This is a genomic window from Campylobacter sp. RM12654, assembly GCF_020137585.1.
GTDB lineage: Bacteria > Campylobacterota > Campylobacteria > Campylobacterales > Campylobacteraceae > Campylobacter_E.
The window spans coordinates 19709-38221 of sequence record NZ_JACGAR010000017.1; the positions used below are offsets into that span (position 1 = coordinate 19709).

10 protein-coding genes and 3 pseudogenes are annotated in these 18513 nt (G+C 26.7%); 11 read left to right on the plus strand and 2 right to left on the minus strand.

Translation table 11 applies throughout. From position 1 onward, the window contains the following. Position 1: 1 nt before the first annotated feature. Entirely contained in the window at positions 2-763 is a 762-nt protein-coding gene (locus AVBRAN12654_RS06645) for a glycosyltransferase family 25 protein (protein WP_336614181.1), read from the minus strand. Continuing rightward, positions 760-3261, minus strand: coding sequence for a preprotein translocase subunit SecA (gene secA, locus AVBRAN12654_RS06650; protein ID WP_336614182.1), 2502 nt, complete (start codon positions 3259-3261; stop codon positions 760-762). Before secA ends, AVBRAN12654_RS06645 begins: the two co-directional genes overlap by 4 nt. Positions 3262-3342: 81 nt before the next feature. Between secA and lolA the strand changes: the two genes are divergently transcribed. The 11 genes and pseudogenes from lolA to AVBRAN12654_RS06700 form a co-directional block, all read left to right on the plus strand. After that, positions 3343-3873 (plus strand): LolA-like outer membrane lipoprotein chaperone, encoded by a 531-nt coding sequence (gene lolA / locus AVBRAN12654_RS06655; protein ID WP_214118404.1) that lies wholly within the window; start codon positions 3343-3345, stop codon positions 3871-3873. Between the two features lie 4 nt (positions 3874-3877). After that, on the plus strand, positions 3878-4909 hold the full coding sequence (gene aroB / locus AVBRAN12654_RS06660; RefSeq protein WP_214118405.1) for a 3-dehydroquinate synthase: 1032 nt from the start codon (positions 3878-3880) through the stop codon (positions 4907-4909). Next, positions 4906-6474: a mechanosensitive ion channel domain-containing protein gene (locus AVBRAN12654_RS06665; protein WP_214118407.1), complete on the plus strand. Its 1569-nt coding sequence runs from the start codon at positions 4906-4908 to the stop codon at positions 6472-6474. Before aroB ends, AVBRAN12654_RS06665 begins: the two co-directional genes overlap by 4 nt. After that, a complete protein-coding gene (mtaB, locus tag AVBRAN12654_RS06670; protein WP_214118410.1) occupies positions 6458-7705 on the plus strand; it encodes a tRNA (N(6)-L-threonylcarbamoyladenosine(37)-C(2))-methylthiotransferase MtaB in 1248 nt (415 codons plus the stop codon). Before AVBRAN12654_RS06665 ends, mtaB begins: the two co-directional genes overlap by 17 nt. Continuing rightward, positions 7680-9200, plus strand: coding sequence for an AAA family ATPase (locus tag AVBRAN12654_RS06675; protein WP_336612800.1), 1521 nt, complete (start codon positions 7680-7682; stop codon positions 9198-9200). Before mtaB ends, AVBRAN12654_RS06675 begins: the two co-directional genes overlap by 26 nt. Before the next feature lie 9 nt (positions 9201-9209). Next, the gene (mog, locus tag AVBRAN12654_RS06680; protein WP_214150363.1) at positions 9210-9743 is read left to right on the plus strand and encodes a molybdopterin adenylyltransferase; all 534 of its coding nucleotides are present in this window, start codon (positions 9210-9212) and stop codon (positions 9741-9743) included. Between the two features lie 86 nt (positions 9744-9829). Beyond that, positions 9830-13732 carry a hypothetical protein gene (locus AVBRAN12654_RS06685; RefSeq protein WP_336614183.1) on the plus strand — a complete coding sequence of 1301 codons (3903 nt, stop codon included), beginning with the start codon at positions 9830-9832 and terminating at the stop codon, positions 13730-13732. A 269-nt stretch (positions 13733-14001) separates the two neighbouring features. Next, positions 14002-14688: pseudogene (locus AVBRAN12654_RS09575) on the plus strand (cache domain-containing protein); the annotation flags it as partial. A gap of 363 nt (positions 14689-15051) precedes the next feature. Beyond that, positions 15052-15546, plus strand: a pseudogene (locus AVBRAN12654_RS09580) (methyl-accepting chemotaxis protein); the annotation flags it as partial. A 37-nt stretch (positions 15547-15583) separates the two neighbouring features. After that, complete coding sequence (locus AVBRAN12654_RS06695) at positions 15584-15895, plus strand: DMT family transporter (protein ID WP_214150360.1); 312 nt, start codon at positions 15584-15586, stop codon at positions 15893-15895. A 206-nt stretch (positions 15896-16101) separates the two neighbouring features. Next, positions 16102-18513: pseudogene (locus AVBRAN12654_RS06700) on the plus strand (hypothetical protein); the annotation flags it as partial.

Here is an 18513-nt window from a genome sequence, read left to right on the forward strand (position 1 = left end):
GCTAAACATAATCTCTTGGCTTTTTTAAAGACGGGATAAAAAATTGTATTTTATTTTTCAATAATTTAAAATATTTACTAATTTTTGAGCGTTTTTTATTAATTGGATTTACTTGTGTAGAACTTGTTTCTGCTAAATCTGGATTAATTAATGTAGGATACAAAGCATATAAATTTGTATGTCTATCATTATTTGTATACCAATCTGCTGGAATATATATTTTATTCATTAAGTTTAATAGTTTTTTTGCACCTTTTTTGGTAATATAATAACCATGGGTTCCATTACCACCACCAACAATTCTTTTAATATTCCATTTTTTTATCTGAATATTAAAATATTTATAAAAAGGACTATTTATCATAAAACCATCATCGTAATACATTTGCTTATAATGACCTAATAATAAAAGTTCTAAATCTTTAGGAAATTCATTTTTATATTTTAAAAATTCTAATAAATTTTCATCAAATACTGCATCATCTTCTAAAATAATTGCATCTTCTAGATTTTGTTCTATAATTTTTTGATAACATAATCTATGACTCATAGCGCAGCCTATTTCTCCAAGGCTTAAAGTTCTTTTGAATAATTTTAATTGTTCTTCTTTAGGATAGGTATTTTTTTTTATTTCATCTTCACTCAACGCTTTGCCATATACAGCTTTAATTATTTCATAATTAAGCCCTAAGCTTTCGCAAAGGGCTGTTATTTTTTGTCTTTTTTCTATATCTTGCTCAAGATTAATTATAAAGAATTTCAAGCAAATACGCCTTTTTGTGGCCCACTTTTGCCACAACAATCTTTATATTTCTTACCACTACCACAAGCACAAGGTTCATTTCTTGATTGCTTTTTGATAGGTTTTTCAATTTCTTGAATTTCTTCATTAGTTTCAGGCATTCTTAGTTGAATTATTAGTAATACTTTTATACTTTCACTTTTAATTCTTTCAACTAGCTCCATAAATAAATTATAACTTTCTCTTTTATATTCTACTAATGGGTCTTTTTGATTATATCCACGAAGACCAATACCTGTTTTTAAAATATCCATTTGATACAAATGCTCTCTCCAAGCACCATCTAAAACTTGTAGATATAATAATTTTTCAATTCTTTCCTTTTCACTATCAGGAACTATGCTAAATTTAACTTTTAACATAGTAGTTATTGCATCAATAATAACACTTCTGCTTTCTTCTGTGTTTAAAGTTTTTAATAATTCTAAATCTAGATCTAAATTAATTTCATTTTTGAATAATTCTACTAAATTTTCAGCACTTAAATCATTTAAGTTATGAATTAAATAATCCACATATTCAGCTATGTTTTGCTCAACTTTTGTCTCAATATCATAATTTGTATCTAGCAATTCATTTCTATATTTATATATAGTTTTTCTTTGTTCGTTTGCTACATCATCATATTCAAGTATATGTTTTCTACTTTCAAAATGAAGATTTTCTACCTTTTTTTGAGCACTTGCTACTGCACGAGTTACAAGTGAGCTTTCTATGCTTTCACCTTCAGCGATTTTTAATCTAGTAAAAATTGCTTTTAGCTTATCTCCACCAAAAATTCTTAATAAATTATCTTCAAGACTTAAATAAAATCTACTAACACCAGGATCACCTTGTCTTCCAGCACGACCACGCAATTGATTATCAATTCTACGGCTTTCGTGTCTTTCAGTTCCTATTATATATAAGCCACCTAATTCTCTAATCTCATCAGTAATTTTTATATCAACACCACGACCAGCCATATTAGTTGCAATAGTAACTGCTCCTTTTTTACCTGCATCTTTGATTATTTCAGCTTCGTGAGCGTGATTTTTAGCATTTAATACATTGTGAGCTATTTTTGCCTTTTTTAAATACTCGTGTAAAAGCTCGCTTTTTTCAATACTTGCAGTTCCAACTAATACAGGTTGTCCTTTTGCGTTAGCTTTTTTTATTTCATCAACTACGGCTTTAAATTTCTCATCTTGAGTTTTATAAATTAAATCATCTAAATCTTTTCTAATTACAGGCACATTAGTTGGGATTGTAATTACATCAAGGTTGTATATTTGAGAAAACTCAGTTGCTTCAGTTTGTGCTGTTCCTGTCATACCAGCAAGTTTTTCATACATTCTAAAGTAATTTTGGTAGGTAATATCTGCTAAAGTTTGACTTTCTTCTTGGATTTTAACCCCTTCTTTAGCTTCAAGTGCTTGATGTAAGCCTTCGCTAAAGCGTCTTCCTTCGCTAATACGACCTGTGAATTCATCTACAATCATTACTTCGCCATCTTTAACAACATAATGAGTATCTTTTAAAAATAAATTATTAGCCTTTAAAGCTTGGTCTAATTGATGAGCTAAAATAGCATTATCAAGACTATATAAATTATCAACTCCAAATAGTTTTTCTGCTTTTGAAATTCCTTGCTCTGTAATTAAAATAGTTCTATTTTTCTCATCTGCTATAAAATCTCCACTAGGTTTTTCTTTAGGATCATCTGGTGCAACTCCGCGAACCATTTGCTTAGCTACTTCATTAGCTCTTATATAGCCATCTAATGTTCTATTGGTTGGCCCTGAAATTATCAATGGAGTTCTAGCTTCATCTATTAAAATACTATCAACTTCATCAACTATTACAAAATAATGTCCCCTTTGAACTTTATCTTCAGCATCAAAGCACATATTATCTCTTAAATAATCAAAACCAAATTCACTATTAGTTCCATAAACAATATCACACGCATAAACAGCTTTTCTATTTCTATGGTCGTTTCCTACTAAAATACCAACACTAAAACCAAGAAAATTATATATAGCACTCATCTCATTAGCATCTCTTGCTGCTAGATAATCATTTGTTGTTACTACATGAACGCCTTTTTTTGTCATTGCGTTTAATACCACAGGTAAGGTTGCTACTAAGGTTTTTCCTTCTCCTGTTTTCATTTCTGCTATGCTTTTATCATTTAAAACCATACCGCCTATTAATTGCACATCATAATGTCTCATTCCAAGCGTTCTTTTGCTAACTTCTCTTACTATTGCAAATACATCTTCTAAAACTAAATCTAAATTATTATTGTCTTCAAGCACTTTATTTTGTAGGTTTTGAAATTCGCTTTTAATTTCTTCATCATTTAATTTTTGATATTTTTCTTCTAAAGAATTTATTTTTAATACTCTTTTTTTGTAGGCTTTAAGAAGTCTATCATTACGAGTTCCAAATATACATTTTGCTATACTTTTAAACATTTAAATTTACCTCTTGGTTTTGATTTTTGAATATAATTATATTTGTTAAAATAAATAAAAGGATATTTAAAAGGTATTTAAATGATTATTAAAAAAATCTTTTTGCTTTGTATTTGTGGAATTTTTGCTTTTGCATTTAAAATTGATAATATAAATTACAATAGTTTTGAAGCTGATTTTATTCAAAAAGTAGTTGATTTGAGTAATAAAACTTTAATATATGAAGGTAAATTTTATTATCAAAATGAAAAAAGTTTATGGCAATACTTAAACCCTGATGAAAAAAAAGTTTATATTACTAAAAATGAAGTTGTAATAATTGATGATGACTTAGAACAAGTAATTATTAGTAAAGAACAAATTGATTTAGCAAATATTTTAAAAAATGTTTCTTTATATGAAAAAAAAGAAGATTTTGTAATCTATAAAGCTAAGTATGATAATATAATTTATTATGTAAAAGTGCTTAATAATCTTTTAACAAATATAAGTTATAAAGATGAATTAGATAATCAAGTAAGCATAGATTTTATAAATTCAAAAATTAATTTAAAAATAAACGATGATATTTTTAAATATAGTATTCCAAAAAATTATGATGTAATAAGGTGAGGTTATGGTAATAGATATTGATTTAAAAGATAAAGCATATAAAGTTTATATAGATGAAGAATTAAAAATAAATAAAGATTATGTAATTTTAACTAATACAACTTTAGAAAAACTATACTTAAATGATGTTTTACAAAAAATAGGAAAACAACCAAAAGCGATAATAGTTATACCAGATGGAGAAGAATACAAAAATCAAGAAAGCGTTAATTATATTTTAGAAGAATTATTTAAGGCTGAAATTAGTAGAAGTGATTTGCTAATTAATCTTGGCGGTGGGGTAATTAGCGATATTGGTGGCTTTGTAGCTAGTATTTATAAGCGTGGAATAAAACATATAAATATAGCTACAACCTTACTTGCTAGTGTTGATGCAGCAGTAGGTGGTAAAACAGGCATAAACAATGCTTATGGCAAAAATCTAATAGGCACATTCAAGCAACCTAGTGCTGTTTATATTTTCACAAATTATTTTAAGACTTTAAAAAAGGCTGAATTAAGTGCTGCTATGGCTGAAGTTATTAAAATGGCTGTTTGTTTTGATTTGGATTTTTATAATAAATTAAGCAAATTAAGTTTTGATGATATTTTTGATAATATCTTAGAATTTGTAGAAAAATCAATAAAAATTAAAGCAAATGTGGTAATAAATGATGAGTTTGAAGATAATCTTAGAATGAAACTAAATTATGGTCATACTTTTGCTCATGTTATAGAAAATGAGACGAATTATAAAGGCTATTTACACGGAGAAGCTGTTGCTATTGGTATGGTTATGGCTAATAAATTGGCTTGTAATTTAGGTTTAATTTCAAAAGAATTTGAAATAAGTATTTTAAATACTTTAAAGAATTTTAATCTACCTACATTTTATAAAATCAATTCATCTTCTAAATTCTATGAAGGATTTTTCCAAGACAAAAAAACTCTAAGTGGAAAAATCAATTTTATTTTACCTAGCAAAGAAGATTTAAGCATTATTAAAAATGATATTTCAAAAGATGAAATATTAAAAGTTTTAAGGGAATTTGAATGAGATTTTTATTAGCTTTTTTTGTTTTTGTAACTTTTATTTATGCAGAAAATACAGAAGAATTTACAAAAAACCTTGAGGGCGTGTATTCTGTCAAAGAAAAATTGCATATTATAAATAATGAATTAAAAGACAATATCACTATAAAAAATTATAAAAATTATCAAGAATATTTAAGATTAAAAAATGAATTAAAAGAAGCAAATGAAAATTTATTAAAAGCTAAAAAAACTCAAAAAGAACAATTAGAAAATACCATAAAATCACTTGAAGATAAACTAAGTGTATTAAAAGATTATGAAAGCTACAGCGTAGTAAAGTATTTAAATCTACCAAGTGAGCCTACTGAATATAAAAAGATTTCAAATATTTATTTAGTTATTGAAGGTTTATCAGAGCGTAAAGAATTAGCTAATGAGAAAAAAGAATATGAAATAAAATTAAAAGATTTTACTACATTAGTATCTAAAATAGATAAGAAAACAAAGCTTTTACAAGAACTATATGACATTGAGCCAAGTGAGAATTTAAGTCAAGAATTAGTATATTCTATAAAAGAATTAAATGATTATAAAAGCGCTTTAGAAAATATCACAAATGCTTTTGAGATATTTAAAGTTAAGGCAAATAACACAATTAAGCTTATAAATAACGATATAAAAAAGCAATATGATAGTGCTATATTTTTTATAGCAATTATTATTTGTATATTTATTGCTAGGTATTTATTAGGTTTGATGCTTAGAAAATATGTTGATGATAAAGATAAAGTTTATACTTCTTTCAAGATTTTAAATATTTTTACTTTTATTATTGTTTCTATGTTTTCTATATTTTATTTTGTTGAAAATATAAGCTATTTAGTAAGTGTATTAGGATTTGCATCAGCTGGTCTTGCTATTGCTATGAAAGATATGTTTATGAGCTTACTTGGTTGGGCCACTTTACAATTTGGTGGTGGCTTTCATGTAGGTGATAGGGTAAAGGTTAGTAAAAATGGAGTTACTTATGTAGGAGATATTATTGATATTTCTTTACTTAAGATGACTATATACGAAGATGTTACATATACTACTTTTTTGACAAATCGTCGTGCTGGAAGAATTATTTACATACCAAATCACTATATTTTCACAGAATTAATATCAAATTATAATTATTCTTATATGAAAACCGTTTGGGATGGAATAGATATAGTAATAGATTTTTCAAGCAATCTTGAAAAGGCAAAACAAATAATTTTAGAATCAGCTAGTTCTCATACTCAAGCATTCAGCGATAGTGCAAAAAAAGCAATTCAAAAAATGAGAAATCATTATCAAATGAAAAATTCAGGAACAGACCCGAAACTATTCGTAATGCTAGAGCAATACGGGATTAAAATATCTATTTGGTATATGACAAATTCAAGAGAAGCTCTTAAAATGCGTTCAATAGTAAGTGAAGAAATTATTAAAAGATTAAAAGCAAGTGATGATATAAAATTAGCTTTCCCATCACAAACTATTTATATGGATAAAAGAAATAATCAGCCATTTTTAAAGGATAATAATGAAAATATATATTAAAACTTTTGGTTGTAGAACCAATATTTACGATAGCGAACTAATCAAAAGCTATATAAAAGATAATGAAATAATAAATGATGAATTGCAAGCTGATATGATAGTAATCAATTCTTGCACGGTTACTAATCAAGCTGATTTAGGCTTAAAGCAATATATAAGACATATTAAAAATCATAATCCAAATACTAAATTCATCTTAACAGGTTGTGCTGCAGCAAGTATTGGCAAAAGCTTATATGATAGCAAAATAGTTGATGGTGTAATGGGTGCGTCTTTAAAATCAAATATAAATAAGTTTATACTAAATCCAAAGGAATTTGATTTAGGAAATTTAAATTTCATAGATGAAAAAATAGTAAGCAATTACGAAAACCACACAAAAGCATTTGTTAAAATCCAAGAAGGCTGCGATTTTGCTTGTTCTTATTGTATTATTCCTAGTGTAAGGGGCGGGGCTAGAAGCCTAAAATTAGAGCAAATTATAAATCAGATAAAAACCTTAGCTAATAATGGTTATAAAGAAGTAGTTTTAACAGGCACAAATATAGGTAGTTACGGAAAAGATTTAAATCTATCTTTAGCAAAATTGCTTAAAGAAATTAGCAAAATAAATGGGATTAAAAGAGTTCGTTTAGGTAGCATTGAGCCGGTTCAAATTGATGATGAGTTTAAAGAATTATTAGACGAAGATTTTATTGAAAAACATCTTCACATAGCCTTACAACACACAAATGAAAAAATGCTAAAACTAATGCAAAGAAGAAATAAAGCTTATAAAGACTTAGAATTATTTGAATATTTAGCTAATAAAGGTTATGCCTTAGGCACTGATTATATAGTAGGTCATCCAGGTGAGAGCGATGAAATATGGGCTGATGCTATTAATAATTTTAAGAAATTCCCTATAACTCATCTTCACGCTTTTGTGTATTCTAAAAGAGACGGGACAAAAAGCGTAGAATTAGCAAAGACTTTAGGCGAAGTTGATAAAAATATCTCAAAGCAAAGATTAAATGAGATTAAAGAAATTACTAGATTAAAAAATTATGAATTTAGAAAAAATCAAAAAGATTTAATAGTATTAGTAGAGCAGTTTAAAGACGGCTATTATCAAGGATACGACCAATATTTTAATCTAATTAAAATCAAATCAGATAAAGACTTATTAAAAACTTGGATAAATATTAAAGATTACGAGGTAGAAATTGACAAAAATAAAGCCATTTACTAAAAATATCAAAATAATAATCGCTTGCATAATTCTTGCAATTATAGCTTTAGGAATATTTTCGCTAAGTAAAAAAGAGCAAAATATATCTTTAAATGAGTTTTCATCATTAGAATTAAAAAATATTTCAAACGCTTACATTTATGAAAATATGCTTTATTTTTCAATAAATGATAAAGATTATAAAATTCTAGCTGATGAAGAAATAATCAAAAAAATCTTAAAATACAAAAGCGTAGAAAATAAAACAGAATTTGATTATTCAATAATTTTAGTTTTTATTATGATAATAATTTTTATTTATTATCTAATATACTTAAGAAATCTTAGCACAAAGCAAGGTATATCAAATCATCCAATTAATAATGTCTTAAAACCTGAATTTAGATTTGTTATCAAAACAGATAGTAATTTTAATGATGTTATAGGTCAGTTTAAAGCCAAGGAAGAATTAAGAAAATTAAGCTCTATTTTTAAAACCAACAATCCTTGCTTAATAAAAGGAGTTTTGTTAACAGGTGCTAGTGGAGTAGGTAAGACTATGTTAGCAAGAGCTTTAGCAAATGAGTGTGGAGTTAATTTTTTATACCAAAGTGCAAGTAGTTTTAATGAAATTTTTGTAGGTCTTGGAGCAAAAAGGGTTAGAGAATTGTTTGCAAATGCTAAAAAATTAGCACCTTGTATAGTATTTATTGATGAAATTGACGCACTTGGAAAGCAGCGTGGCAATGCTTTAGCAAACGATAGTGAAAATACACTTAATGAATTGCTAACTCAAATAGACGGCTTTGCAGAGCTTAAAAATGTCTTAGTAATTGCTGCTACAAATAGAGCTGATGTTTTAGATACGGCTTTACTTAGAAGATTTGATAAAAAAATTCATTTTACCTTACCAAATTATAGCGACAGAATAGAGTTCTTTAAACAACTTATTAAAAAAGATTTAATAAGTTCTGATTTTAATTTAGATTATTTAGCTTATATTTCAAAAGGTTTTAGCGGGGCTTCTTTTAAAAGCTTAGAAAATGAATTGTTGCTAAGAGATAGATTAAGCGAAAGAGAAATAATAAATGAGATTTTAGTGATAAAGCACGGCATTAGCGAAGATTTAGAATTAAGCGAAAACGAGCAATATATTCAAGCTATTTATCAAGCAGGTAAAATCACTATGGCAAAGATTTGTGATGCGAATTTAATTTATGCTAATTTATTTACATTTGAGTATTTTTATCCAAACGAGCATATAAAATCATTTTCAGAAATAAAAAACGAAATCAAAATTCTTTTATCAGGAATGTTAGCAAATGAATTATTTTTAGGCGAAAATTACAATAATTTTTCTAAAGATAGAGATAAAATACAAGAATTAAGCAAATTTTATGTGGAATTTGAAATATCATCTTTAGAAGAAGAATGTAAAGAATATTTAAAAGCTTATGAAGAAGAGATTAAAAATACAGCAAATGAATTGCTTTTAAATAAAGAAATATTTTTTTAAAGGATAAAAATGGATATTATAAAAATAGGGATAATTACGAGTTCAGATAGAGCAAGTGCAGGAGTTTATGAAGATATTAGTGGAGCAGAGATTAGAAAAATTATGCAAGAATATTTATTAAATGAAATTGATTTTAAATACTCATTAATCCCTGATGAAGAAGAGTTGATTACAAATGAGATTATTAAAATGTCTGATGAATTTGAATGCGATTTGGTATTTACCACAGGTGGAACAGGACCAGCTTTAAGAGATGTTACACCAGAAGCAACAAAAAAAGCAATCGAGCGTGAATTACCAGGCTTTGGAGAATTAATGCGTGCAAGCTCACTTAAGATTGTCCCAACAGCAATCCTAAGCCGTCAATTAGCAGGGACAAGGGGTAAAACTCTAATAATTAATCTTCCAGGTAAGCCAAAAGCAATTCGTGAATGTATAGAGCCTATTTTTCCTGCGATACCATATTGCCTAGACTTAATGAATGCAAGTTATATAAATGAGAGCGAAAATGCACCAAAGGTATTTAGACCTAAAAGTAAGTAAAAAATATTCAAAAATGCACATAAGTGCAATAATTATTTAATAAAAAAAATTATAATTTAGAACTTTAATTTTTTAAGGAGAATAATATGAATAGGAAAATTGTGTTTTCATTAGTATTATTATCGGCTTTTTCTTATGCAAATGCAGAGAATAGAGTGGAATTACAAATAGGTATAGTGGATACTGATAATGCAAATCAGCATAGTAATCACTTAAATAAATGTATTAATTCTGTGCCTGGCAACAGAAGTGTTGATGGCTTAAACGATTGTGCTAAGCTAAGAAAGATGAACGATAAATTTTATGTTCAATGTTTTGCAAACCCAGATATAAGTGATGATACTTACAAAATTTTGTCTGAAAATTCGAGTTATTTCCATTTAATAAATATCTTAACTCAAAAAGGCGATGTTGTTAAAAACCCAGAAAAGGTTAGATATGAAGCATTAAGACAATGTGGAGTTAGCTATTTTGATGCTAGAATGTATTCAGCTTATAAAATGGCTGTTAAATATACACCTTATGAAGAAGCTACAAAATTTGTTAATAGCTATAGAGATAATGTTATTAAAAAGAAATTAAATGAAATTAAAAATACAGACAAAGAAGTATGTAAAAAAGTTTTTGAAGCAGAATTGAATTATATAAATAATTCTCAAAAAGGCTTAGATGATATTGATTACGACCCATATTATGCTGCAGTTGGTTTTAGAACACCTGAAGTTCAAAATTTTTCATCTAGTAAAACATTTTCAACTAATGTTAAGTTAAAATCAGATTTAGATGGTAATGATAAGAAAAAGTTTATAGAAGAATATTATAAAGAATTTCATGCAAATACAACAGGTAGAGTTATAGTTTCAAGTAGTCCAACTGTTATTAATAGTCAATATTTAGTGTATTTATTAGACCAAAATGAGTTTGCAGGTAGCAACGGTTGGGTATATAGAAACTTCTCAAATGTTGTTGGTGATAAAACAAATGCAGGTGATATTCAAGGAATGAAAGGTTGTTCTAGTTTATCAAATGTTAGTTTAACAACTCATAGTATTGCTTCTTGGGACGTTAATAAATTAATTTTTGTTAATGAAAATTATAATAACTCTGTAGTATTAGGTGTTTGTGATGTTTATAATAAATATTTAGAATTAAACAATAATCCTAATACTTTTGCTAAAGACAGAGCTTTAGAAGCTATAATTTTAAAGAATTCAAAAATTAAACCTTTTGATTATGGTGATTTGCTATCAGATTATAATGATAATAAAAATGGCAATCGTGTGAATGATTATGCCGGTGGTGTTAGCAAGTGCTATAATTATGATTTAGAGCATTATTCATCACAATATTCAAGAGCTAATTATTTTGATTATTTAAATCAAGAAGATTTTAGAAAAGATGATGCTAAGGAGATTGTAAGAAAAAATTATGTGTTTAGTATTCACAAAAATAACACTACTAGAAAAGGTATTGTTTTAGGAGATGATGATACTTATAATTTCAGTGTAAATGTTAGACCTTCATTTGTAACTAACAAACAATATAATTCTCAAGGAAAAGGGTCTGTTGTAACTACACAAGTATCAAATCTAGCTGTTAAATTTATCCCTGATGCTAATTATTATCAAATAACAAATGAAGCAAATCAAACTGATAAAAAAGATAGCAAACCTTTAAAAGTTACTAATTTAGATGATGTATATATTGCTTTAAATAATAGTAAAACTCCATTTAACGCTGAAGATAGAAAAGCAAATAACATTTCAGTTAAATATTATTTAACAAGTTTTGAATTAACAAAGCAAAGAATGGCAGATGCGAATGGTGCAGTAGATTCTAAAACAGAAGTGATTTCAACCAATACTAAATATGAATTAGTTCAGAAAGAAAACATAACTGGTTTTGGATTAAAATTTACAAAAGATACATTCAAAAAACTAGCTAAAATTGATGATAATGATTTATTAAAAGGTAATGTTTATAAATTCACATTTAAACCTTTAGAAATTGTAGAAGAAATTACCGAAACAAATAGAGAAGAAGTATGTCCAACAAGTGGTGCTTGCAAAATTCAAGAAGTAAAAAGAACTTATGAAAGACCAATGTTTCAAGCTTCAGGTGTTGATATTGTAAAAGGTGCTCCAAAGGGTAGTGTAGAAATTATCTTAGGTCATAGTGAAATGCCAAATGGTATTAATTTTGGAACAGCTTATAATAATATTGATGCTACTAAAATATTAGAAAATAATAAAATTGCTTCAAATACAAAGGTAGCTGATAAGATTTATACAAGAACAAGTAGTCAAGATATATATTTAGGCTTTACAAAACCAGATGTTAAAGTTCTTTATAAACAATACATTAAGTTTTATAATGGTTCTGATGAGTTAAATGCAGATATTTATAACGGAACTCAAAAACTTTCAAAATCAACTACAGAATGTAAAGGTTATTATCCAATTGATAACAAAATGGTTTTACATTTAAAAGATAAATTAGCTGTAAATCAAAATTATCAATTTAGATACGAAATTGCAGAATACGATAACATTTTTGAAGAATGTTCAGTATTAGGCGATAGAAGTTCAAATACATTCTCAATTAGACCAGATAGCATTACTTATAAAGTAGGCACACTTGATACATTTGATAAAAAAGCAGGTAAAGAAGATAAAAAATATCCAAACAATAATGTAACTTTCACTGCGGATTTAAAAGATGATAGATTTGGAATTAGTGTTGCAGAATTAAAAGTAAGTGATTCAAAAGGTAGTGTTAAGAAATTCTATTTAGAAGATAAAAACTCAGTTCAATTAAATCAAGTTGGCTCAAAAGCTGCTAGTAGAACATTTGTTGATTTTAATAAAACAAATGGTAATTTTGATATAAAAACCGTGTTTCCTTTAGTAACAGACGCTCAAATAGCATTCTCTGAAAATAAATTTACTATAGGAGATTTAGAGCAAGATTTATGCGTAAATTCTAATGTTGCTGTAGATATTACTAATGCTAATAAGATTAATTCAGATGGTAAAATTAACTGCCAAACTCCAGGTAATGAACTTACTGTTAATTTTATAGCAGATGAGACATTAGGCTTAGAAAAAGACAAGAATGAAAATGTAAAGATCCCAGATGTAACAAATAAAAATTTTGTTAATTATGTTCCATTTAGCGATAATGATAGTGAAAGATTAACTATCCCATTACAAATCACAAGCAAAAATGCTAATGAATATTTTTATAAAAAATTTAGCGATAATGAAGCAGAATTAAAATTGGTTTTAGATTACAGTAAAGTACCTGATTTAAATAAAATGATTATAAAGGTAGATCCACGTAATACTACATTAGATATTACAGCAACTAGCAAGATAGGTGAGTTTAGCATAAATAATCTAAATAAGACTTTTGATGAAAAATTAGTAGAACTTCAGGGTGCAAAATTAAGTGATTATGATGAAAATAATTTTGATGCAAAAGACTTTGGTAAAATCAATTTCAAAATTGGTTATTTAAAAAATACAGGCACTAAGCCTAATTTAGACCCTGTATTTAAAATAACTGGAGCAAATGCTGAAGTAAAATTTAAAAACTCTAAACCATTAAAATATCCTAATATCTTGACAAATTCATACGAATTTGCTTATACAGGAATGTTCTTTAAGGATTTAAAAGAAACTAAAGACAAATCATTAGTTATCAATTATGACAACGCTGGGGTGTTTAAATATGATAATAATAAATTTGTTAAAGTTCCAAACGCTAATATTAAAGATTTTACAAAATTATTTAATGGAGCTAAGGGTGATTTTACCTTTACTAGTGATTATTCAAAAACTACATTTAGTGGAGATACATATAATATTCCAAGCAGTGTAGAAAGTAATCAATATTTTAAAGATACTTTAAGATTTAGAATTGATCCAAAAAAAGCCAATAGTTACTTAAATTCTGACGCTACATTTACAATTGAATTTGTAAAATAATTATCTAGCCCTTAGTTTATCTAAGGGCTTTTATTTTTAACATATATTTCTTATTAATTTATTTACTATTTTTTAACATTATTTTAACTTAGCATAAATAGAATTAGCGATTTTAATTATTAAAATATTAAAGGAGCTATATGAAATTATCTTACAAAATTACTTTATTTGCTTTTGTTTCATTACTGATTATTAATTTAAGTGCTATTTTAGTAGCTAGTAAAGGTATGAATGAATTAGACAATATCGCTCAAGAAGCTCTTGACAATATGAGTGTTGATGATGCGAAAAAAACAGCAGTTAGTATTACTAGCTTAATTACTTCAATGTCTAAAAAAATTCATTCAACAAGTGAAAATCAAGAAAGTTATAATAAAAATATTCTTACATTTTTAAGTGAATTAGACTTAAAAAATCGCTCTGTTAATTTATTTGTAATTAATAAAAAAGGCGAATATGTAATGCACTATTTAAAAGATAGAATTGGTGAAAATGCTTATAATAAAAAAGATTCTAATGGTAAATTATATATACAAGAAATAATTCAAACAGCAAATAATGGTGGTGGATTTGTAACAACCCATATGAAAGCTGATAAGGCAAGACCAGAAAGAGATGTGGTGTATTATGTAGAAAAAGATAGTTTCAATGATTATGTATATATAAGCGTAATTTACTTAGTAGAAGCTAAAGAAGAAATAGCAGAAATTAGTGCAAAAGTATTAGATAAGAAAAATGAAGTTGTTTTAAACTATTCTGTATTTGCAGTTATTTTATGTATTATTATTCTTGCTTTATGGCTGATTGTTATTAGAATTTGGATTAGCAAACCATTAAATGAACTAACCCAAAAAGCTTATGATTTATCTAAAGGAGATGGGGATTTAACTAAACTTTTAGAAATAAAAGGCAAAGATGAAATAGCAAGTGCTAGTAAAGCTATAAATGATTTTATTGGTAAGATTAGGATTTTAATTAATGAAGTAAAACAAATATCTTATGAAAACAAAACAATAGCAGCCGAGCTTAGTAGTGTTAGTATGCAAACAGGAAAAAGAAGTGAAGAAAGCTTTAATATAGTTGAAAATGTTGTTGAAGAAGGTAAATTAACCAAAGATAGTTTATCATCAGGTATAAATAGCGCTAATGATAGTAAAAATGAGCTAAGGGGTAGCACTGATAGTATTCACGAAACAATTAATACAATTAGCTCTTTAACAGATGAAATAGATAGAAGTGCTAGTATAGAAAGTGCTTTAGCTAGTAAGATTGAGCAATTAAGTCGTGATGCTGATAATGTTAAATCTATTTTAGAAATAATTAACGATGTAGCAGACCAGACTAACTTACTTGCACTAAATGCTGCAATTGAAGCAGCAAGAGCAGGAGAGCATGGGCGTGGGTTTGCCGTAGTAGCTGATGAAGTAAGAAGCCTAGCAGAAAGAACTCAAAAAAGCCTTAGTGAAATAAATGCAACAATAAGCGTTATAGTTCAAGGTATTAAAGATGCAAGCGAGCAAATGAGTGATAATTCTAAACAAATTAGTAATTTAACAAATGTTGCAAATGGTAGCGAAGAGCTAATTAAAAATATGGAACAAAAATTAAAAGAAGCAATAATTAGTAGTGATAAGACCGTGGATAATTATATCAACGCTAGCAAACAAATTGAAGATATTTTAAATGAAGTTTCACAAATTGCAAAAATCACTAATGAAAATGCAAGAAGCGTAGAAGAAATAGCAAAAGCTGCAAGTCAATTAACTAATATCAGCGAAGAATTAGATAAAAAATTAAGCGAATTTAAATCATAATATATTCTTGCTAAGATTTTGTATTTAAGGAGTTTTAATGTCTTGGATATACTTAATCTTAGCAGGTGCTTTTGAGATTGGTTGGCCTATTGGCTTTAAATTAGCTAGTAATGGCTCAAAAATATGGATAGTGTTTTCTATAGTATCAATGGGACTTAGTGGGTTATTTTTATATTTAGCGCAAAAAAATATTCCTATCAGCACAGCTTATATTGTATGGACTGGTATTGGTGGGTTAGGAACGGCTTTGATTGGGATTATGATTTTTAATGATAGTATTAGCTTTTTAAAACTTATGTTTTTAAGTCTTATATTAATAGGGTTAGTTGGAATTAAAATTGTAAGTTGATATTAAAAAAGATATATTTTAATAATTTGTTTATTTTATTAAATCTTATAAATATTTATATAACTTAGAATATATTTATATAAAATATTTAAAAATATTTTTAATTTTATAAATACCCCCCCCCATTTTGTTAGCAATTGATTAACCTTTATATATTGATTTTTAACTATAATAAAGCATTTTTCATTTATTTTTTAGGGGAGAAAATGAATAGAACTATAAAATTATCTTTAATAACTTTTATATTAGTGGGGGGGGGTAATTTAGCTCTTGCTGATACTATTCCAAGCACTGCTATAAATTCTTTAGCGTATGCTAAAGATACTATTGATAAAGATACAACCATTGCAAGTGATAAATATAAAGTTCCAACTAAAATTACTCATACAAAAGGTAAAATTTATTTAGGAAATAGTTCTGAAAATATTATTAATAATATTGATATTAATACAAATTTTAAAGATGGACAAATTTGGACTAAAGGAAATTTAACTTTAAATAATGTAAATATTGCTAAAGTAAATATTGGCGATAATAGTGTTCATGGCTTGATTATTGATAATAATGCGAATGTAAAAATGGTAGGCGGAAGTCTAAAGAATATTGCTATAAATCTAGTTAGTTCAACTACTGCTCGTAATGGTAATGTTATTTTAGATGGAGTTATTATTGATAATATAAAATATGGTTATAATACTCAAAAAGACGCTAATTTTTCAATATTAAACTCAACTATAAATAATGGTGATTTTAATTATAAAACTACTTTTGATAACTCACAAGTTAATGGCAATATTAGTGGTGAGCTTAATTTTACAAACAAATCAAAAATTGATGCAACTATTAGCAGTGGTAATGTAACTTTAGATAATTCTGAGTTAAGTGGAAATGTAAGTGCAAGTAATTTAACTGCTAATAATAATTCTAAAATTAATGCAACTATTACTCTTAATAATGGTAATCTTACTTTAGATAATTCAGAAATAAGTGGAAGTATAACTGCAAGTAATTTAACTGCTACAAACGGCTCAATTATAAATAGTAACTCTACTATTAGTGGAACTACAGATATTAAAAATAGCACTATAAAAGCTGATATTACGAGCAGTACTTTAAAAATTGTAAATTCAACTGCTAGCGGAACTACTGATAGTAAAATCAATTTAAATACAAGTGGTTTAATTACTACTTCAGGTAATGTTACGCTAAATAATATTGCTGTTAGTAGAACCAATCCGGTTATAGGCAATACAGCACATCATATAACTTTAGGTAATAATTCAAATGACCACAATGTAAATCTTACTATAAACAATAGTAATTTTACTAATACAGCTATTAATCGTTATTCAAAAGATATAAACAATTCAATCTTAACTATAAACAAAAGCACTTTAACTGATGTTAATTTTGGAAATACAGATGCAGGGCTTGATATTGTAAATATTACTGATAGTACGATAAATAATACCACTTCAGGTGTAGGTATTGATAAAGGGAATTTTAATATCACAAATTCAAACATAACTAGCACTATAACAGGTGGGACATTGGATTTTGAAAAATCAGATTTTAGTGGAGTTGTTAAAGGTGGTACTTTAAATTTTAAAAATTCTACAATAACAAATAGCGAATTTATAGGTGGTACTTTAAATTTTAAAAATTCTACAATAACAAATAGCGAATTTATAGGTGGAAAAATTTATTTTGATGGTTTAAGTAGTGTCAGCGGAACCTTAAAGGGTGCTAATATTTATTTAAATGATGAAAATAAAAAAGTATTATCTGATATTATTTACGAAAAAGGTTTGGTTATTGCCGAACAATCTTTAAAATTCGATGGTAAAGAAGATTTCAAAGATAAAGAATATAATTTTGGTTTCTTTGTAGAGAATGATGTAACATTGGATATTAATAATCTCAAAATGTCAAATAATAGTATTAATGCTTGGAGAAAGAATTCGGCAGATTCTTTAGTAAACAATAAAGTAAATATATCAAATTCAAGTTTAAAAGAAGTAGGAATAGGTATACATAATAATTCATCACTTATTAAGTATATGACTGACTATCTTAGCTTTACAAAAACTACAATTACAAACAATAATGCAAATAATATGATATATGCAAAAGTTATAGATATTAAAGATAGTAATATTACTGCTCCTATGATTACCACTTTAAATCAAGAATATTTAAATTCTACAAGTAATGCTATATATTATAAAATTAATAAAATAGGCACTTTTTTAAATATTGATAATTCAATTATTAATAGTTCAGTAGAAACAGGCGAACTTCATCTTAAAAACAATTCAGTTTTAAATGGAAATATCCAAGGAACTCAAAAAGTTTATATAGATAATTCTACTCTTAATGGAAATATTACAAAAGACAATAGAAATACTTGTTTTGAACACGAAGGTTGTAGTAAAGAAGTAGAAGATGTAATCATCACAAACTCAACCATAAAAGGTGATATAAACGAAGTAGGTAATGTAAGCTTAACTAATACTAACCTAGAAGCTTCAAATGTAATAGTAAAAAATGATATTAGCATAGATAACTCAACTAGCACAGAAACAAAAACCATCACAGGAAATTTCCAAGTAGGCAAT